Raw genomic sequence first — 19,215 nt, 5'->3', positions numbered from 1 at the left:
CGCATCCTCGCGCCGCCTTTTTATTTGGCCGCTACGCCGCCTTGGTCTCACCCAATTGCAGCCAGAGATCGACGAGCGCCTTGAATTTCGCCGCCATGTCGGAGACTGCCTGCTCGTCGGTCATCCTGCCGGAAAGCCAGGCCTTGGCAGCGTCGGCGAAGATCGTCCGGCCGACGGCAAATCCCTTGACCGTCTTCGACATTCTGGCGGCGGCGAAACCGTCTTTCAACACCTCATAGGGTGCTTCCAGGCCGAGGAGCACCACGCCCCGGCAAAGCGGATCGCGCGCCTCGATCACGTCGTCGATCGCAGCCCAGGCGGCGCGGCTCGCTTGCGGCTCGAGCTTCCACCAGTCGGGCTTCAAGCCGGCATCATAGAGTTCCTCCAGCGCCCGCGGAATGGTCCGGTCGTCGAGTGTCCCGTGCTTGCCGGCGATGACCTCGATCAGGATCTCGCGCCCGACCTTGCGCGCCGCCTCGAAGGCCGAACGCAACTTTGCGACCTGAGCGGTCTTGAGTTCGGCCGGATCGTCGGGATGGTAGAAGGAAAGCACCTTGATGCAGTGGTCGACCGGCCAGTCGACGAGGCGGCTGCCGAGGTCCTGGCTGAATTCGAAGGTAAGCGGCCGTGATCCCGGAAGCTCGATCGGCTTGCCGATCCAGAAGTCGCGATGGGCGCCGGCGGCATAGAGCGCATCGCGGCCGTATTTGTCGTCGATCAGCATGCCGAAGCCGGAGCGGCCTTGAGCCACCTCTGCCGCAGCCCTGACGGCAAGCACCTTGAAGGCCGGGATGCGCGAGAGCAGTTCCGGATTTCCCTCGGCAATGTCCTCGAGCTGACTGCGATGGTCGACGGCGAGCGCCATCAGGAGCGGGATGTCGCGCCGTCGCGTCGTCGCCCAGTGCACGTGGTTGATCGCCTCGTCCTTGCGCAGCGCCTTCTCCTTGCTGCCGTGCTCAAGGAAATATCGCAGTTCGGTCCAGGTCGGGATTTCCGGCGCGCAGAGCAGGCGCGAGACCGCGAAGGCGCCGCAGGCATTGGCCCAGGTAGCGGACGTCGCGTGCGGCTCGCCGGTGAGCCAGCCGCGCAGAAAGCCCGACATGAAAGCGTCGCCAGCGCCGAGAACGTTATAGACTTCGATTGGAAAACCCTTGCCGACGATACCGTCTTCGAGATCGTCCGAGATCGGTCCATCATAGACGATGCAGCCCATCGGTCCACGTTTGAGCACAATCGTGGCTTCGGAGAGGGAGCGGATGGTCTTGAGTGCCGCGAGGAGGTCGCTTTCGCCCGATGCGATCAGCACCTCTTCCTCGGTGCCGACAATCAGGTCGCAATCGCCGAGCACGGTCTTCAGATGCGCCGAAACGCGGTCCGAGGCAATGTAGCGGCTCTCGCCCGCATCGTGACCCGCAAGACCCCATAGATTAGGGCGGTAATCGATGTCGAAGACGATCCTGGCGCCGCTTTCCTTGGCGATCCTCATCGCCTTGCGCTGGGCGGCGTCCGCATTCGGCTTGGCAAAATGCGTGCCGGTGACGAGGACCGCGCGCGCGGAACCGATGAAATCTTCCGAAATATCGTCCTCGCAAAGCGCGTTGTCGGCGCAGTTGTCGCGATAGAAAAGGAGCGGGAAGGATTTGTCGTTCTCGACGGAGAGGATCGCAAGTGCGGTCAGCCGCTCCGGGTCGGTGACGATGCCGCGCGTCTCCACGCCTTCGCGCTGAAGCTGCTCGCGGATGAAGCGGCCCATCTGTTCGTCGCCGACGCGCGTCAGGAGCGCCGATTTCAGGCCGAGGCGCGCTGTGCCCACGGAAATGTTGCAGGGGCAGCCGCCGACGGATTTGGCGAAGCTCGCCACGTCTTCGAGCCGCGTGCCGATCTGCTGTCCGTAGAGGTCGACCGAAGCTCTGCCGATCGTGATGAGGTCGAGGGGCTTGGCACCCGCACCTGATGGAACTTGGGCCGACGAAATCTGGCTCACTGCTTCCTCCCCGCGGACGCCGGACCGGCGCCGACAACTATGTCTATGCCATGGGTGACGAGCATATGAAACATAAATTCCGTTGTTTCGTCAATGTGGAATTTACGTTCTATATTGCCTCACTCGCCCTCGGCGAGGCGGCGCCGTTTCTCGGCGATGGCGACGGTCAGCGCCATGGCGAAGGCCATGCTGGCGGAGAGCGAACGGAAGCCGGCATGATCGGCCTCGACCAGTTCGAACCAGACCCTGGAGGATTCGGCGAGCGGCGAGAAGGCGGAGTCGGTCAGCGAGACAACGGGTACCTTGCGGTTGGCGAGCAAGCGCGCCTGGCTGGCGCTTTCCGACGCGTAGGGCGAGAAGCTGACGGCAAAGGCGGCATCCTCCTTCGTCGCCATGGCCAGCATGTCCTCGTCGATCCCGGCGGCCGTTCCGACATGCTGATACTTCACCTTCAGCTTGCCGAAAGCATAGGCCATGTAGCTGGAGATCGGATAGGAGCGCCGCTTGGCGATGAGATAGATCGTGTTCGCCTTGGCGAGAATGCCGACGGCGCGCTCGAATGCCTCGGGATCGACCGAGGTCGCGATGTTGTCGAGCGAGCGATGGGCGGCCGCAACGAAGCCGTTGAAGATCGATCCGCTTTCGAGCTTGCTGTGATCGTTCTGGCGCAGCGCCTTCAGCCGTTCCTCGTAGCCGGGCGTGCGCTCCCGCAGGCGTGCGCGAAAAATCTGCTGCAGGCTCGAAAAGCCTTCGAAGCCGAAGTGCTGGGCGAAGCGCACGAGCGTCGAGGGCTGGACGTCGGCCGAAGTCGCAATACTCGCCGCCGTCCCGAAGGCGATCTCGTCCGGATTGTCGAGCGAGTAGGCCGCCACCTGTTTCAGCCGTTTCGGCAGCTGCGCCTTGCGCTCGAGGATAACCGCCTTCAGCGTTTCGAAATCCTGCGGGACATCGGCAATCGTTTCAGGCGTGGGCATCGTTCGGGCCTCCGGCTCGCTCTCGTCGTTTGCCTCAGTTTAATCGACTATCCATTGCAGCGATAGAATGGACGTTCCATTTTGGTTCCTTATCCAGCGGGAAGTATGCATGCCCGCATCGCCTCAGGCTTGCCTCCCGCCGGCGCGGCGAAGGAACTCGCGGCGCTACCTTCGCAATCATGGCGCCCGCGAACCATTAGGCATGTCCCCTCTCTCCGCGCGCGGGGAGAGGGTTAGGGTGAGGGGCAAGGACAACGGCGAGTCGGACGTCGAGATCAGCCAATCTCCACCCAATCGTTCGTCCTTGCGGAGTGATAGGTTGCGGAAAGGACCTTCTGGACTTCGTAGCCCTCGCGGAAATCGGTCGAGGTCTTACCGCCCTTGGCGATCGCTTCCAGGAACTCGTTGGCCTCGATCGCCTTCAGCTCGTTGAAGCCGATCTGGTGGCCCGGTGCCACGCAGAAGGCTCCATAGGGCGGATGCTCCGGTCCCGCCCAGATCGTCCGGAAGCCGCGGCTCCTGATGTCGCCGCCGGCGGAGTAGACCCTGATCTCGTTCAGCCGCTCCTGGGTGAATACGATGCTTCCCTTGGAGCCGTAAATCTCGAAATCGTGCTGCATCTTGCGGCCGGTCGCGATCCAGCTCGCTTCGAAGCTTCCGCTCGCGCCGCTCTCGAAACGGACGAAGGCCCTCGTGACGTCGTCGACCTCGACCGTCCGGGTCTCTGTGGCGCCGCGCGTGACAGGGCGCTGCGGAACGTGGATGACGGTCTCTGCCAGTACGGACCGGATCGGCCCGACGAGATGGCGCATGCAGGCGATCATGTGGCTGCCGATGTCGGCGAGCGCACCGCCGCCGCTGCGCGGGTCCAGCCGCCAACCCCACGGAACGCTCTCATCAGCCATGAAATCTTCCGCATGAATGCCGCGAAACGACCGTATTTCGCCGATCTCGCCGCTTTCGATGATGTCCCTGGCGAGAAAAATGAGCGGGTTCTTGAGATAGTTGAAGCCGACCTGGGTGACGACGCCGGCCTTTTGCGCGGCGGCGACCATTTCGGCGCAGTCGGCGACCGTCGGTGCCAGCGGCTTTTCGCAATAGACGTGCTTGCCGTGGGCAATCGCAGCGAGCGCCATTTCCTTGTGCAGGAGGTTCGGCGTGGTGATGTCGATGATGTCGATCTCGGGATCGGTCAGAAGTTCGCGCCAGTCGGCCGTCGCCTTGCGGAAGCCGAGTTGCCCGCGGGCCGCCTCCGCGCCCTCCTGCGTCACGTCCGCGACGGATACGAGATCCAGCTCGAAGGGCAGGTCGAAGACTCGTGCCGCAATCGTGAACCCAAGGGCATGCGCCTTGCCCATGAAGCCCGTCCCGATCAGGCCAATGCCCAGCCTGCGCTTGCCGCTCATCTCGTTTCTCCCGGGCCAAGCCCTGTCTGTGCTCGGAGAAATGAAATGAAATGCGCGCGAGTTGTCAATATGGAATATTTGTTCGAAAATCCGGGTCCCGCGTGCCTGATGGAACAGGGCGTGTCCGCCCGGTCCGCTATGTTTGGGGCAGAATGTGTTAACGCATTTTTACCATGTTGCGTTGAAACATCACTGGTGACGGTGGCGGACGAATCGCTTCCATATGGCGGGGCGAAATCGGAGTGATCGAGCATGTGCCGTTGGGCAGCCTATCGCGGAGAGCCGCTTTATCTCGAAGAACTCGTGACGTCGCCCAAGCATTCCCTGATCGAGCAATCCCATTGCGCCGTCAGGGCGAAAACGGCGACCAATGGCGACGGCTTCGGAATAGCGTGGTACGGCGACCGTCCTGAGCCGGGCCGCTACCGGGACATCCTGCCCGCCTGGTCGGATTGCAATCTCAAGAGCATTGCAAGGCAGATTCGCTCGCCGCTGTTCCTCGCCCATGTTCGCGCGGCCACCGGCGGCGGCACGCGCCGCGACAATTGCCATCCCTTCGTCTTCGGCCGCTGGTCCTTCATGCATAATGGACAGATCGGCGATTTCGAGCATTTGCGGCGGCCGATGGAGACCATGCTCGACAACGAGCTCTATTCGGCGCGCAGCGGCACGACGGATTCGGAGCTGCTCTTCCTGCTTGCCCTGCAGTTCGGTCTCGACCGTGATCCCCTCGGTGCCGTTGCCGAGGCGCTCGCCTTCGTCGAGCGGCTTGCCGAACGCCTGGGACGCCCGGCACTCGTGCGCTTCACGGCGGCCTTCTCCGACGGCCGCGATCTTTATGCGGTCCGCTATGCCACGGATTGGAAAGCTCCCACGCTCTATGCAGGCCCGATGGGGTCGAGCGGCGGCTATTGCCTCGTCTCCGAGCCGCTCAATGACGATGACAGCGCCTGGGTGGAGGTTCCGGACGGATCCGCGATCATCGTCGGTGAAAACGGCGTCGACGTTCGCCTTTTCGGGACGGCCGACGTGGCCATAGCGCCCACCTGCGGCCTGTCCTCAGGGTGAAAGCTTCGCCGCGATCAGCGCTGCGAGCTTCGCCGCGACATCGTCCTTGCCCATTTCCGGCCATTCTTCGGTACCGTCACGGCCGATCAGCTTAACCCGATTGCGGTCGCCGCCCATGATGCCGGTTGCGGGCGAAACGTCGTTGGCCAGAATGTAATCGGCCCCCTTCTTCTGGAGCTTGGCGCGACCGTTCTCGGCGACGTTCTCGGTCTCGGCGGCAAAGCCGATCACGAGCTTCGGCCGCGATGCGTGGTGGCCGACGGTCTTCAGGATATCGGGATTCTCTGCAAGCTGCAGCGGAGGAGGGGCCTCGCCCGGCCGCTTCTTGATCTTGTTGCCGGCGGCCAATGCGACGCGCCAGTCGGCAACGGCTGCCACCATGACGGCCACATCGGCCGGCAGCGCGGCCAACACCGCATCGCGCATCTCCTCGGCGCGCTCGACCCGTACGACGCGGACGCCGGCGGGGTCCGCGATCGTCACCGGCCCGGAAACGAGCGTGACCTCGGCGCCGAGCCGCGCCAGTGCTGCGGCGATCGCGTGGCCCTGCTTGCCGGACGACCGGTTGGCGATGTAGCGCACCGGATCAATCGGCTCGTGCGTCGGTCCGGATGTGACGATGGCCTTGCGACCGGCGAGCGGGCCTGCTCCGTTGAAAAATTCCTCGACCGCCGCGACGATCTCCAGAGCTTCGGCCATGCGGCCTTCCCCTGCCTCGCCGCTCTCGGCCATTTCGCCAGTGGCAGGTCCGACGAAGCGGACGCCGTCGCCGGCGAGCGTCGCGCGGTTGCGGTGCGTGGCCGGGTGCGACCACATCTTCGGGTTCATCGCCGGCGCGAGCAGCACCGGCCGGTCGGTCGCCAGGAGCACCGTCGAGGCGAGGTCGTCGGCGTGACCGTTCGCCATCTTTGCCATCAGGTCGGCCGTTGCCGGGGCCACGACCACGAGATCGCAATGCCGCGCCAGCCGGATGTGACCGACATCCTGCTCGTCCTCGCGCGAGAAAAGCTCCGTGAAAACGTGAGAGGCCGAAAGCGCGCCGACGGTCAGCGGCGTGATGAAACGCTGCGCCGCCGCCGTCATCACCGGGCGCACGTCGGCACCGCGCTCGCGCAGGCGGCGGATCAGGTCGAGGCTCTTATAGGCCGCGATGCCGCCGGCGATGATGAGAAGAATGCGCTTGCCCGACAGTGTCATTCCGCTTCGGCTCCAGCCGCTCCCGTTCGTTTCCGGCGACCCTACTCGACCGACTTGCCGCACGCAATTGCGCGCCTGATTTCGAGTGCAGGCCGAATTTGACGCTTGACTTTCCGCGTTTCACGTAACAGTTTGAGTTACATGAAGCGCGATAGCCGACTTTCCATTACTTTGCATGCGCTCCTCCACATGGCGGAGCGCCAAACCATCACCTCGGAGGAGTTGGCAGCCTGCCTCTCCACCAATCCCGTCGTGGTCCGACGCACCATGGCGGGTTTACGGGAGGCGGGTCTCGTCCGCTCCGAAAAGGGGCATGGCGGAGGCTGGTCGCTCGTGCGCGATCTCGCAACCATCAGCCTTGCGGACGTGCATGCCGCGCTCGGTGAACCGGCCGTGTTTGCGATCGGCAACCGAACCGAGGCTCCCGGCTGTGTTGTGGAGCAGGCGGTCAATGCTGCGATGGACGGAGCGCTCCGGGATGCCGAGGCGCTTCTCATGCAGCGATTGGAACGAATAAGCCTCGCAGATCTTTCAAACGATTTCCAGCGACGAATGGCGATCCGTCGCCAGCAGATGAAGGAGCAGAACCATGGCGGTTGATGTGATGCCGGTAGACGTGGCGATCGTGGGTGGAAGCTATGCAGGGCTGTCGGCGGCACTGCAATTGGCCAGAGCCAGACGCTCCGTGGTCGTCGTCGATGCGGGCGCGCGCAGGAACCGCTTTGCCGAATCGTCGCATGGGTTCCTCAGCCGCGACGGCGAGGCGCCTGCGGCGATCGCGGCGCACGGCCGGGAACAGTTGCTGGCCTATCCCAATGTGCGTTTCGTCGAAGGAACGGCCGATACGGCGCGCCGCGACGGCGCCAATCTGGTCGTCTCGGTGCAGGGCGAAAAGATCGTGGCGCGGCGGCTGATCCTGGCAACGGGCGTCGTCGATGAGCTGCCATCGATACCGGGGCTTCAGGAACGCTGGGGCCGCGCCGTCTTTCATTGCCCCTATTGCCATGGTTACGAGCTCGGGCAGGGCCGCATCGGCGTTCTCGCAACCGGTGAGGCCAGTTTTCACCAGGCCATGATGCTGCCGGACTGGGGCCCGACCACCCTTTTCGCCAATGGAGCGTTCGAGCCCGATGCCGCTCAGGCCGCCATGCTGGAAGCGCGCGGTGTGGAGATCGAAAGGGAGAGGGTCGTCGCTGTCGACGGAGCGAAGGCGAGCGTGGTTCTCGATGGCGGCCGGACCGTTTCTCTCGAAGGTCTGTTCTTGGCGTCGCGCACCCGCATGGCGAGCGATCTGCCTGCATCGCTCGGCTGCGAGTTCGAGGACGGGCCGCTCGGACCCTATATCCGGACGAACGAGGCAAAGGAGACGAGCGTCGAGCGCATCTATGCCTGTGGCGATGCCGCGCGGGGCGCGGGCTCGGTCTCGCATGCGGTCGGCGATGGCGTCACGGCAGCCGTGGCCGCGCATAAGTCACTGATTTTCGACGTACACTGAGCCTTCATTCCGCCGTTTGATGAGCGCCGGCGGCGGCGAGAAGGCGCTCGATCGGCCGGAACCCTTGTCTTTTAGCATGGGCGAGGGGCGTAACGCCGTCGCTGTCTCCCAGATTGACATCCGCACCGGCCTCGATCAGCAGCCTGACGATCTCCGTATGGCTGTCGCCTCCGCTGCCGAGGATGATCGCCTCGAGGAGCGCCGTCCAGCCGAGGCGGTTTACATGGTCGACGGCAACCCCGGCATCGATCAGCGTCTTCACGGTTTCGACATGGCCGCGCTCGGCGGCTGGAATGAGGGCGGTGCCGCCGTAGCGGTTGGTGCTTTTGAGATCGGCGCCATGCGCAAGCGTCATCTTCAATATTTCGAGATGGCCGCGCGCGCCGGCATAGAGATAAGGGCTGTCCTCGATGCGGTCCTTGGCATTGACGTCGGCACCGGCCGCGATGAGGGCCCTTGCGGCCTCGATATTGTTCTCATGCGTGGCGATGAGCAGGGCCGTCGCGCCTGTTTCGTCGCGCACATCCACGTGTGCGCCGCGCTCTACGAGAGCGCTGATTTCGGCGGCATTGCCCAGCCGGGCGGCCGTGAGGAGTTCTTTATCCAGCATGGCGGCCTTCGCGACCCCTGTTAGACTGAAAAGAGTGACGAGAGCGATGACGGCGTAGCGCCGCAGGCCTCGTGCAGCCGATCTCTGAAACTGGATGAACATGGTCAGAGCATCGAACGGCTGAGCCCGCCGTCGACGGGCAGCGCAATCCCGGTGATGTAGGCGGCCTGCCGGCTTGCGAGAAAGGCTGCGGCAGCACCGAACTCGGCCGGCGTCCCATAGCGCCCGAGCGGAATTTCCGACTGGCTGCGCACTGCAACGGTTTCGACGCTGACGCCCTCGGCCTCCGCATCCATGCGATCGAAGCTCAGGGTCCTGTCCGTCGCAAGCCGGCCGGGCAGGAGCATGTTGACGGTCACCCCGTCGGCTGCCACCTCGCTGGCGAGCGTCTTCATCCAGCCGGCAAGCGCGCTGCGCAACGCATTGGACGCCGTCAGGCCGGGGATCGGCTCGCGGATACTGGTGGAGGCGACGGCAACGATGCGGCCGAAGCGGTGCTCCCGCATCGACGGCAGCAGGCGGTGCGAAATGCGCATGCCGGAAAGCACCATCGCTTCGAACTGGGCCCGCCAGAAGCCGGGATCGATGTCGGCAGCATTCGTCGGCGGCGGACCGCCACCGTTCAGCACGAGAATATCAATCTGTCCGAATGTAGCGGCGAGCCGGTCGAGGAAGGGGTCGACGACTTCAGGCTTTGCCAGGTCCAGCGAAAAGCCGGCAGCATTCGGGCCGATTTCCGCTGCGGCCTTCGCTGCGGTTTCTCCGTTCCGGCCGGTCAGCGCGACCGCAACGCCTTCCCCAGCAAGCGCTTCGGCGATACCGCGCCCGAGCCCCTTGCTGCCACCGAGAACGAGCGCCTTTTTGCCGCTAATGCCGAGATCCATATTCCTTCCTCCTGCTTTGATCGGTGGCAACGCCTGGCTGCCTGGCACTTCTGCCCGGCCGGCTGGCAGGGAGGCCCGCCGCTCCGTTCACGCGAGCTGCCAGGCGATGTAGACGAGCGTCGCCGCGATAAGCCATAGCGCGATACGGCCGGAGCGCGTATGGCGCGCCTCGGCTCTGCCGATCGCTTCCGCGGTCTCCGGATCGAAGCGCAGGCCGTTCTCGCTGATTGCCATGATTTCCGCCGAGAACCGCTCGGTCCGGGCTGCGATCTCCGGCAGCGCTTCGGCAACCCGCAGCGCCGCATGAACGCCGTCGCGCAGGTCGGCGACGATGCGTTTCGGCCCGAGATTGTCCCTTATCCACTTGCCGACCACCGGTTCGGACGCCTTCCACATGTTGAAGCGCGGATTGAGCGTTCGGGCGACGCCCTCGACGACGACCATCGTCTTCTGCAGCATCACCAGTTCGGGGCGGGTCTGCATATCGAAAAGTTCGGTGACTTCGAACAGCAGCGTCAGCAGCTTCGCCATCGAGATCGTCTCGGCCGGCTGGCCGTGGATCGGCTCGCCGATGGCGCGGATCGCCTGGGCGAAGCTTGCCGCGTCGTGGTGCGAGGGAACGTAACCGGCCTCGAAATGCACATCCGCGACGCGCTGATAATCGCGCATGATGAAGCCGTAGAGGATCTCGGCCAGGAAGCGTCGTTCCTTCCGGCCGAGGCGGCCGACGATCCCCATGTCGACGGCGACGATATGGCCCGCATCGTCGACGAAGAGGTTGCCCTGGTGCATGTCCGCGTGGAAAAAGCCGTCCCGGAGCGTATGGCGCAGAAAGGACTGGATCAGCGTTTCGGCCAGGTGGTTCAGGTCATGACCGGCCCGTTTCAGCCCTTCGATGTCCGACATCTTGACGCCGTCGATCCATTCCATCGTCACGACGTCGCGGCCGGTGCGCTCCCAATCGACCCTGGGCACGCGAAAGCCGGAATCCTCCCTGGTGTTCTCGCCAAGTTCGGATAGCGCCGCGGCCTCGAGTCTCAGATCCATTTCGACCTTGGTCGTCTGCTCCAGCGTCTTCGTCACCTCGACCGGCCTCAGGCGGCGCGTATAGGGCAGGAATCGCTCCTGCATGCGCGATACCAGATACATGGCCTCGATGTCGGCCACAAAGCGTTGGCGCACGCCCGGGCGGATGACCTTGACGGCCACCCTTTCGCGTCTGCCGTCGCGCATGACCACGGCGGGATGAACCTGGGCGATCGATGCGGCTGCGATAGGCTCGGAGAATTCGACGAAGAGCTCGCCCACGGGGCGCCCGAGAGACGCCTCTATCGCGGCCCTGGACGCGCTCTCGGGAAAAGTCGCCATGCGGTCCTGGAGCAGCGAGAGGTCGGCGGCAAGTTCGGCGCCGACCACGTCCGGGCGGGTCGCGAGAAACTGGCCGATCTTGACATAGGAAGGGCCGAGCCGTTCCACCGCCCGGGCGAGGCGGCCGCTGCGCGCACCGAATCGGGCCTCGCGGCTGGCGAGCAGGCCGGCGAGTTTCTGCACGAATCGTGCGAGCGGGGGCAGGTGTTCGGAGGGGACCGCGGCAAACGCATTCTCGCGCGCAAGGACCCAGCCGATCCGTATGAGACGGAAATATGCTCCGGGAGTGCTCATGCGCTCAGATTTTCCAGCCGGAATGCAGCGCTGCGATGCCGCCGGTATAATTGGTGAAGGAGACGCGGGCGAAGCCGGCATCACGGATCATGGCGGCGAAATCACGCTGGTTCGGAAACTTGCGGATCGATTCCACCAGATATTGGTAAGGCGCATCGTCGCCAGTGATGAGCTTGCCGAATTTCGGAATCGCATTGAAGGACCAGGCGTCGTAGAAGCGATCGAGCAGCGGCATCTCCACTTCGGAGAATTCGAGCACGAGGAGCCGGCCGCCGCGCTTGAGCACGCGGTAGGCCTCCTTGAGCGCGACCTCGATGCGCGGCACGTTGCGGATGCCGAAGGCGATCGTGTAGGCGTCGAATGAATTCGCCGCGAAGGGCAGGTCTTCGGCGTTGGCCTCTACGAAGTCGAGATTGGCGTCGATCCCCTTCTTGCGGGCGCGCTCGGCGCCCACCGAGAGCATCGAGCCGTTGATGTCGAGTACGGTCGCATGGGCCTTGCGCCCGGAGCGCTCGACGATGCGGAAGGCGATGTCACCGGTGCCGCCGGCGACATCGAGAACCCGATAGCCCTCGCGGCTCGGCGGGTTGAGCGCCGCGATCATCGCATCCTTCCAGACGCGGTGCAGCCCGGCCGACATCACGTCGTTCATGATGTCGTAGCGTTTGGCGACCTTGTGGAAGACGTCGTTGACGAGCGGCTGCTTCTCGCCCGTGCCGACTTCGCGGAAACCGAATGAGGTCTCCATTCCGCCCCTCGCCGATACGCGCTCATCCGCCATACGAAACTCCACTTCAACGAATTTTGCCGGCACCATAGCGAAATCGCTCCGTGCACGCTATCTGAGCGAGAGGCGACCGGCTGCCGCATGCAGCGGGATATAGGCTATCGACGGCGTCATGGGAATGGCGTGCCGCTCACGTGGGCGGGTGCGATGAATAAAGGATGAAGGAACACGGCCGATGCCGGAATTGCCCGAGGTGGAAACGGTCAAGCGCGGACTGGCGCCGACCATGGAGGGTGCGCTTCTGGTGCGGGCGGAGTTGCGCCGGCCGGATCTGCGCTTTCCGTTCCCCGAGAATTTCGCCAACGCGGTCGCGGGCCGCCGCATCATCGCCCTCTCGCGGCGCGCCAAATATCTGATGATCGAGCTCGAGGGCGGCGACGTCATCATCGCCCATCTCGGCATGTCCGGCTCGTTCCGGATCGAGAAGGGCCCGATAGAGGCTGGCGCGAATCCGGCCACGCCCGGCGCCTTCCACCACCCGCGCGGCAAGGACGAGAAGCACGATCATGTCGTCTTCCATCTCGATGGCGGCTCCGGTCCGGCACGGGTGATCTATAACGATCCGCGTCGCTTCGGTTTCATGGATCTGGCTCGGCGCTCGGCGCTCGCCGACCACGTCTATCTCCGCGGCCTCGGCGAGGAGCCGACCGGCAATGCCCTCGACGCCGCCTATCTCGCCGCCCGTTTCGCCGGCAAGGTCCAGCCCCTGAAAGCCGCTCTTCTTGACCAGAGGACGATCGCGGGGCTCGGAAATATCTATGTCTGCGAGGCGTTGTGGCGCTCGGGCCTCTCGCCGAAAAGGACGGCAGGCACGCTCGTGGACAAGCGGGGCCGCCCGAAACAGGCGCTAATTGCATTGACGGAAAGGATCCGCGCCGTGATTGCCGATGCGATCGCCGCCGGCGGCTCCTCGCTCAAGGATCACATTCAGGCGGACGGCAGTCTCGGCTATTTCCAGCACAGCTTCTCCGTCTATGACAGGGAAGGCGAGGCTTGCCGCACGCCCGGCTGCCACGGTACGGTCGCCCGCATAGTACAGGCGGGACGTTCGACCTTTTATTGCCCGCACTGCCAGAAATAGGGCGGCATGGCACATTCCGCTCTTCAATCTTGCGACAACGCGTGAAGGAGACGGGAATGAGTTACGAGACGTTGCTGGTCGAAACGCAGGGCCGCGTGGGCCTGATCACGCTCAACCGGCCGCAGGCGCTCAATGCGCTGAATGCGGTGCTGATGCGCGAGCTCGATGCCGCGTTGAAGGTCTTCGACGCCGACAGGGACGTCGGCGCCATCGTCCTTGCCGGCTCCGAGAAGGCCTTTGCCGCCGGCGCCGACATCAAGGAGATGCAGGGGCTCGATTTCGTCGACGGTTACCTCGCCGATTTCCTTGGCGGATGGGAGCATGTCGCGAACGCCCGCAAACCGATGATCGCCGCCGTATCCGGTTTCGCGCTCGGCGGCGGCTGCGAGCTCGCCATGATGTGCGACTTCATCATCGCCTCCGAAACGGCGAAGTTCGGCCAGCCGGAGATTACCCTCGGCGTCATTCCCGGCATGGGCGGATCGCAGCGCCTGACCCGCGCAGTCGGCAAAGCGAAGGCCATGGACCTCATTCTCACCGGCCGCATGATGGACGCGGCGGAGGCCGAGCGCTCCGGGCTCGTTTCGCGCGTGGTGGCTCCGGACAGGCTCCTGGAGGAGGCGCTCGACGCCGCGAAGAAGATCGCGTCATTCTCGCTGCCGGCGGCTATGATGGCCAAGGAGGCAGTCAACCGCTCTCTGGAACTGACGCTCGCCGAGGGCCTGCGCTTCGAGCGGCGGCTCTTCCAGTCGCTTTTCGCAACGGAGGACCAGAAAGAGGGCATGGCCGCCTTCGTCGCCAAGCGCAAAGCCGAATTCAAACACAGGTGAGCCACGGACAGGACTCTGTTTTCTCAAATTGCGCGTTGACGTGCGGGCGGTTTCCCTTTATACGCCGCCCTCAGTTTGGAACGCCGTCGTTCGAGGCTTTCCGATAATACTCCCGAATTGCTTGTATGACAGGTCGCAGTGACCCGGCACGGCGAGGCGGAGTCCATGTCAGTTTTCGAAGAGAGGCATCAATGGCCAATACAACTTCGGCGAAAAAGGCGACCCGCAAGATCGCACGCCGTACCGCAGTGAACAAGGCCCGTCGTTCGCGCATCCGCAGCTTCGTCCGCAAGGTCGAGGAAGCGATCGCTTCCGGCGATCAGGCACTCGCAGCCGCCGCCCTGAAGGCGGCACAGCCGGAACTGATGCGCGCCGCCACGAAAGGCGTGATGCATTCCAACACGGCATCGCGCAAGGTTTCGCGCCTGGCGCAGCGCGTGAAGAGCCTTTCGGCCTAACCCGGCTAAGAAAAAAGCTGTTGATGAAGTGCCCGGCGTGACCGCCGGGCTTTTCCGATTCGTGCCGTCGTCAACGGTGCACGCGATTGACCTTGTCACGCTCGTGTCAATCCCGTGACAAAAAAGTCGTAGGTTTTTCAGTGGCTTATGAGAGGTTGCGGCAAAAATGTGGTCTCGCGAGGCGGGCGGATTGAGTCCGAAGTGAGTCAAGCCATTTTTTATTTTTTTTCTTTTTCGCCAGCTAAGCAAGAACGCAAAAAACAAAACCCTTGATTCAACAGGGATTCTCGCCGGACTCGGAAGCGGGATGCAAAACCCGGCACGAGAGTCAACTGTCGACGCTTACGAGCGGGTAAAAAACGCCATTGATCTTGCCGGGCGATCCTGCCTAAATGCCTTCCACAGGGGACACAGATCACATCTGTACGAGGAAGTTTAAGGGTCATTCCAATCGGGGTGGCTTTGAGCTTTCCGTCGCCTGTGGCGGGGGTAATTCCACGTCGATCAATCAAACAAGTCGAGACGATAAAACCGGGCGAGCCTTCGCACCGGAGCGAGGACGTTTCGTCTTATGGTTGCCGGCCGGGGCTTGGCCTTGTGAAGGCATGGGATAGGAAGAAGGAGGCTCGGGCTGTCCGCTACGTACGAGGGTGCGGTCAGCCGACAACGAGGAAAAACGGTTCTGACCGGCTTGAAAATGGCCGTGCAGAATCGGTAAGGCGAAGTGCGGGGGGACATTTGCTTGAGGCGAAGGCGAGCGAATGAGCGCAGCGCGCCGTGACGGGATATGAGGAGCCCGGGTTCGGTGCGTATCAGAGCGTCCGGCTGACGCGGCATGGCTTTGAGCGGCCGTGGCGGGCGGACATAAAGATGAGGCCGCCAGAAATGACGGCGTCGGAATAATGAAATTGGAAGGCGGCAAGATGCGGATGAATTTGGCGACGGCACCTGAAGGTTTTCAGGCCGGAAGCAATCAGTCTCAGGCGGCGGGGGAAAAACACGACATGCGGCATGACGCACTGTTTGAGCGGGTAAGTGCGCGCTTGAAAGCCCAGGTCGGACCGGATGTCTTCGCAAGTTGGTTTGGACGCCTCAAGCTCCATTCAGTGTCGAAAAGCGTCGTGCGCCTCTCGGTCCCGACGACTTTTCTGAAGTCCTGGATCAATAATCGCTATCTCGATCTGATCACCACGCTCGTCCAGCAGGAGGACGGCGAAATACTGAAGGTCGAGATCCTCGTGCGCACTGCGACCCGTGGTCATCGCCCGACGGCTCCTGAGGAGAGCGTTGCCGTGGCTGCCGAAGCGGCGCCCGTCTCTCCTTCCCGCCGTTCGGCGGCCCCCTCCGTGGCAATTGCCGCCGCCACGGTTGCGGCAGCTCCGGCGAGACCCGTCCAGGCGCCGCTTTTCGGCTCGCCTCTCGATCAGCGCTACGGTTTCGATAGTTTCGTAGAGGGCTCGTCGAACCGGGTCGCGCTCGCGGCAGCGCGTACGATTGCCGAGGCCGGCGCCGGCGCCGTGCGCTTCAATCCGCTCTTCATCCATTCGAGCGTTGGTCTAGGCAAGACGCATCTCCTGCAGGCGATCGCTCTCGCGGCCCTCCAGAGTGCGCGCGCGCCGCGCGTCGTCTATCTCACGGCCGAATATTTCATGTGGCGTTTCGCAACGGCGATCCGCGACAACGACGCGCTGTCGCTGAAGGAATCGCTTCGCAACATCGACCTTCTCATTATCGACGACATGCAGTTCCTGCAGGGCAAGTCGATCCAGCACGAGTTCTGCCATCTGTTGAACATGCTGCTCGACTCCGCCAAACAGGTGGTCGTCGCCGCCGACCGTGCACCCTGGGAGCTGGAATCGCTCGACAGCCGCGTTCGCTCGCGCCTGCAAGGCGGCGTGGCGATCGAGATGGAAGGGCCGGACTACGAGATGCGCCTGGAAATGCTGAAGCGTCGTCTCGAAGCGGCGCGCCAGGACGATGCCTCGCTCGAGATTCCGCCCGAGATCCTGAGCCACGTCGCCCGCAACGTGACAGCCAGCGGCCGCGAACTCGAGGGCGCCTTCAATCAGCTTCTCTTCCGTCGCTCCTTCGAGCCGCAGCTTTCGATCGAGCGGGTCGACGAACTGCTCGGCCATCTCGTCAATGCCGGGGAACCGCGCCGCGTCCGCATCGAAGATATCCAGCGCGTGGTGGCCAAGCACTACAACGTCTCGCGTCAGGAGCTGGTCTCGAACCGCCGCACCCGCGTCATCGTCAAGCCGCGCCAGATCGCCATGTATCTGTCGAAGACACTGACCCCACGCTCCTTCCCCGAAATCGGCCGCCGCTTCGGCGGGCGCGACCACACGACCGTGCTCCATGCGGTGCGCAAGATCGAGGAGCTGATTTCTGCCGACACCAAGCTCAGCCACGAGATCGAGCTTTTGAAGCGACTGATCAACGAATAGAAGCAGGTAAGCTCGAAGTTACGAAAAGCCCGGTCCGCCGGGCTTTTTTGTTGAGCGTTTTTTTCGCCTCGCTTGTCGGCTATCAATACCGCCATTCGTCTTCAGACCAGAGCGGAGATTTTCAATGCTTTACGCCGTGCTTTGCTACAACGATGAAAGCGTCACCAGTGCCTGGAGCAAGGAGGAGGACGAGCGGGTCATGCGTGATCTGAGCGCCGTCCAACGCAAATATGTCGAAGCGGGCAAGCTGGGGCCCGTGGCGCGGCTGGTGCCGACGACGGCGGCGGCGACGCTGCGCCACAGCGCCGGCGAGACGATCGTCATCGACGGCCCCTTCGCCGAGACCAAGGAACAGTTGCTCGGCTTCTATCTGATCGATTGCGCCTCGCTGGACGAGGCGCTCGACTTCGCGCGCGATCTGAGTAACGCCAATCCGAGCACGGGCTCCTACGAAGTCCGGCCGCTCGCGCTTTATAAACCCGGTGAGTTGCCCTCATGACCGACACAGGCTGGATCGATCTTGCTCTTGTTTCCGCGCGGCCGCAGGCAATGGGTGCGCTGCTGCGCTACTTTCGCAATCTCGATCTGGCGGAGGAGGCATTTCAGGAGGCCTGTATCCGGGCGCTGAAAAACTGGCCCCGTACCGGTCCGCCGCGCGATCCGGCCGCCTGGCTCATCTTCGTCGGACGCAATAGCGGCATCGACAGGGTGCGGCGGCAGTCGCGCGAGACGGCGCTGCCCCCGGAGGAACTGCTCTCCGACCTCGAAGACCGGGAGAGTGAACTCGCCGATCGCCTCGACGGGGCGCATTACCGCGACGACATCCTGCGGCTGCTCTTCGTCTGCAGCAATCCGACGCTTCCGGCAACCCAGCAGATCGCGCTTGCACTGCGCATCGTATCGGGGCTCTCCGTCAGGCAGATCGCCCGTGCTTTTCTCGTCAGCGAAGCCGCGATGGAGCAGCGCATCACCCGCGCCAAGGCCCGCGTGGCGGCCGCCGGCATCCCGTTCGAGACACCCGATGCCGCCGATCGCGCCGAGCGGCTCGCTGCGGTCGCGACGATGATCTATCTCGTCTTCAACGAGGGTTATTCGGCGATGAACGGCGCCGAGGGCGTCTCCGCCGATCTTTGCGACGAGGCGATCCGCCTGTCGCGGCTGCTGCTGCGGCTGTTTCCCGCCGAGCCGGAAATCATGGGCCTGACGGCACTTCTGCTGCTTCAGCATTCGCGCGCCCGCGCGCGCTTCGATGCAAACGGTGCCGTCGTCCTGCTCGAAGATCAGGATCGGCGGCTCTGGAGCCGGCCGATGATTACCGAGGCGCTGGCGATGATCGACAAGGCAATGCGCCATCGCCGCCCCGGGCCTTACCAGATACAGGCAGCGATCGCCGCCCTGCACGCCCGCGCCGAACGTCCTGAGCAGACGGATTGGGAGGAGATCGACCTCCTCTACCAGGCGCTCGAGCGCCTGCAGCCCTCTCCGGTCGTCACGCTCAATCGCGCGGTCGCCGTCTCCAAACGGGAGGGAGCGGAGGCCGCACTGGCCATGGTGGAGCCCCTTGGCGAGAGGCTTTCCGGCTATTTCTATTATCATGGCCTGCGCGGCGGCCTTTTGAAGCAACTCGGCCGGGCATGCGAGGCGCGCGCCGCCTTCGACCGGGCGATCGCACTGGCCACCAACGCGGCCGAAGCGGCCTATATCCGCATGCAGCTCGATCACCTCGCGGCCGAGCCGGCGACGGTCGCGGAAGAAGAGAGATAATTTTTTCTGACCCCTGTCGGCAGGCGGCATCCTCTTTCGTCCTTGGAATGAACCAACATGGAGGAATTCGAAAATGACTGCAGCGACCGACACCAATTCCGGCGGCGAACGCGAACTGGTTCTGACCCGGCTGATCGATGCCCCGCGCGAGAAGGTCTACCGGGCCTTCACGGAAGCCGGGCTTCTGAAGCAGTGGTTCGCCCCTCTGCCGTGGACGATCACGGAAGCGGAGCTCGACGTCAGGGCGGGCGGCATCAACCGCTTTGTCATGCGCTCGCCCGAGGGCGAACTCTATCCAAATCAGGGCGTCTATCTGGAAGTCGTGCCGAACGAGAAGATCGTCGTCACCGATGCCTTTACGGAAGCCTGGAAGCCGTCCGAAAAGCCGTTCATGACGGCGGTCATGACCTTCGAGAACGAGGGCGGCAAGACCCGCTATACGGCCCGCGCGCTCCATTGGAGCGTCGAGGACCGCGATGCCCATGAGAAGATGGGCTTCCACGAGGGCTGGGGCCAATGCGCCGATCAGCTTGCAGCACTCGTTGCGAAACTCTGAGGGGAGGGCCGG

General features: G+C 63.8%; 18 protein-coding genes. 10 read left to right on the top strand and 8 right to left on the bottom strand.

Annotation, left to right across the window (positions count from 1 at the left end; all coding sequences use genetic code 11):
• Positions 1–31: 31 nt before the first annotated feature.
• The 3 genes from AC6CIG_RS12840 to AC6CIG_RS12830 form a co-directional block, all read right to left on the bottom strand.
• The gene (locus AC6CIG_RS12840) at positions 32–1,984 is read right to left on the bottom strand and encodes a bifunctional 5-dehydro-2-deoxygluconokinase/5-dehydro-2-deoxyphosphogluconate aldolase (RefSeq protein ID WP_437407967.1); all 1,953 of its coding nucleotides are present in this window, start codon (positions 1,982–1,984) and stop codon (positions 32–34) included.
• 119 nt (positions 1,985–2,103) lie between these two features.
• Positions 2,104–2,958, bottom strand: coding sequence for a MurR/RpiR family transcriptional regulator (locus AC6CIG_RS12835; RefSeq protein WP_018093963.1), 855 nt, complete (start codon positions 2,956–2,958; stop codon positions 2,104–2,106).
• A 275-nt stretch (positions 2,959–3,233) separates the two neighbouring features.
• Positions 3,234–4,364, bottom strand: a complete 1,131-nt coding sequence (locus AC6CIG_RS12830) for a Gfo/Idh/MocA family protein (protein ID WP_437407966.1) — start codon at positions 4,362–4,364, stop codon at positions 3,234–3,236.
• Between the two features lie 252 nt (positions 4,365–4,616).
• Here AC6CIG_RS12830 and AC6CIG_RS12825 point away from each other — a divergent pair, with 252 nt between their 5' ends.
• Positions 4,617–5,432: a class II glutamine amidotransferase gene (locus AC6CIG_RS12825; protein WP_018093965.1), complete on the top strand. Its 816-nt coding sequence runs from the start codon at positions 4,617–4,619 to the stop codon at positions 5,430–5,432.
• Here AC6CIG_RS12825 and coaBC read toward each other — a convergent pair.
• Positions 5,424–6,629 (bottom strand): bifunctional phosphopantothenoylcysteine decarboxylase/phosphopantothenate--cysteine ligase CoaBC, encoded by a 1,206-nt coding sequence (coaBC, locus tag AC6CIG_RS12820; RefSeq protein WP_437407965.1) that lies wholly within the window; start codon positions 6,627–6,629, stop codon positions 5,424–5,426. The two genes, AC6CIG_RS12825 and coaBC, sit on opposite strands and share 9 nt — an antisense overlap.
• Before the next feature lie 141 nt (positions 6,630–6,770).
• Here coaBC and AC6CIG_RS12815 point away from each other — a divergent pair, with 141 nt between their 5' ends.
• Positions 6,771–7,229, top strand: a complete 459-nt coding sequence (locus AC6CIG_RS12815; protein WP_437407964.1) for an Rrf2 family transcriptional regulator — start codon at positions 6,771–6,773, stop codon at positions 7,227–7,229.
• Positions 7,219–8,124, top strand: a complete 906-nt coding sequence (locus AC6CIG_RS12810; RefSeq protein WP_437407963.1) for an NAD(P)/FAD-dependent oxidoreductase — start codon at positions 7,219–7,221, stop codon at positions 8,122–8,124. Before AC6CIG_RS12815 ends, AC6CIG_RS12810 begins: the two co-directional genes overlap by 11 nt.
• 4 nt (positions 8,125–8,128) lie before the next feature.
• Here the strand turns inward: AC6CIG_RS12810 and AC6CIG_RS12805 are convergent, their stop codons facing one another.
• The 4 genes from AC6CIG_RS12805 to ubiE all read right to left on the bottom strand — a co-directional run bounded on the left by AC6CIG_RS12805 (position 8,129) and on the right by ubiE (position 12,061).
• Complete coding sequence (locus AC6CIG_RS12805; protein WP_437407962.1) at positions 8,129–8,734, bottom strand: ankyrin repeat domain-containing protein; 606 nt, start codon at positions 8,732–8,734, stop codon at positions 8,129–8,131.
• Positions 8,735–8,838: 104 nt separating this feature from the next.
• The gene (locus AC6CIG_RS12800) at positions 8,839–9,618 is read right to left on the bottom strand and encodes an SDR family oxidoreductase (RefSeq protein ID WP_437407961.1); all 780 of its coding nucleotides are present in this window, start codon (positions 9,616–9,618) and stop codon (positions 8,839–8,841) included.
• Positions 9,619–9,705: 87 nt separating this feature from the next.
• The gene (ubiB, locus tag AC6CIG_RS12795) at positions 9,706–11,280 is read right to left on the bottom strand and encodes a 2-polyprenylphenol 6-hydroxylase (RefSeq protein ID WP_437407960.1); all 1,575 of its coding nucleotides are present in this window, start codon (positions 11,278–11,280) and stop codon (positions 9,706–9,708) included.
• Between the two features lie 4 nt (positions 11,281–11,284).
• The gene (gene ubiE, locus AC6CIG_RS12790; RefSeq protein WP_100670031.1) at positions 11,285–12,061 is read right to left on the bottom strand and encodes a bifunctional demethylmenaquinone methyltransferase/2-methoxy-6-polyprenyl-1,4-benzoquinol methylase UbiE; all 777 of its coding nucleotides are present in this window, start codon (positions 12,059–12,061) and stop codon (positions 11,285–11,287) included.
• A 181-nt stretch (positions 12,062–12,242) separates the two neighbouring features.
• On the opposite strand from ubiE, the gene mutM reads away from it, so the two are divergent.
• The 7 genes from mutM to AC6CIG_RS12755 all read left to right on the top strand — a co-directional run bounded on the left by mutM (position 12,243) and on the right by AC6CIG_RS12755 (position 19,203).
• A complete protein-coding gene (gene mutM, locus AC6CIG_RS12785; protein WP_437407959.1) occupies positions 12,243–13,148 on the top strand; it encodes a bifunctional DNA-formamidopyrimidine glycosylase/DNA-(apurinic or apyrimidinic site) lyase in 906 nt (301 codons plus the stop codon).
• Positions 13,149–13,204: 56 nt separating this feature from the next.
• Entirely contained in the window at positions 13,205–13,978 is a 774-nt protein-coding gene (locus tag AC6CIG_RS12780) for an enoyl-CoA hydratase (RefSeq protein WP_437407958.1), read from the top strand.
• Positions 13,979–14,169: 191 nt separating this feature from the next.
• On the top strand, positions 14,170–14,436 hold the full coding sequence (rpsT, locus tag AC6CIG_RS12775) for a 30S ribosomal protein S20 (protein WP_003527759.1): 267 nt from the start codon (positions 14,170–14,172) through the stop codon (positions 14,434–14,436).
• 1,004 nt (positions 14,437–15,440) lie between these two features.
• The gene (gene dnaA, locus AC6CIG_RS12770; protein WP_379937073.1) at positions 15,441–16,883 is read left to right on the top strand and encodes a chromosomal replication initiator protein DnaA; all 1,443 of its coding nucleotides are present in this window, start codon (positions 15,441–15,443) and stop codon (positions 16,881–16,883) included.
• A gap of 124 nt (positions 16,884–17,007) precedes the next feature.
• Positions 17,008–17,382 (top strand): YciI family protein, encoded by a 375-nt coding sequence (locus tag AC6CIG_RS12765; protein ID WP_018093976.1) that lies wholly within the window; start codon positions 17,008–17,010, stop codon positions 17,380–17,382.
• Complete coding sequence (locus AC6CIG_RS12760; RefSeq protein WP_018093977.1) at positions 17,379–18,647, top strand: RNA polymerase sigma factor; 1,269 nt, start codon at positions 17,379–17,381, stop codon at positions 18,645–18,647. The genes AC6CIG_RS12765 and AC6CIG_RS12760 overlap by 4 nt, the downstream gene beginning before the upstream one ends.
• Before the next feature lie 73 nt (positions 18,648–18,720).
• Positions 18,721–19,203: an SRPBCC family protein gene (locus AC6CIG_RS12755; protein ID WP_018093978.1), complete on the top strand. Its 483-nt coding sequence runs from the start codon at positions 18,721–18,723 to the stop codon at positions 19,201–19,203.
• Positions 19,204–19,215 lie beyond the last annotated feature (12 nt).

It is taken from the genome of Sinorhizobium sp. GQ132 (genome assembly GCF_059758575.1).
This window is presented reverse-complemented; position numbering and strand designations above follow the sequence as displayed.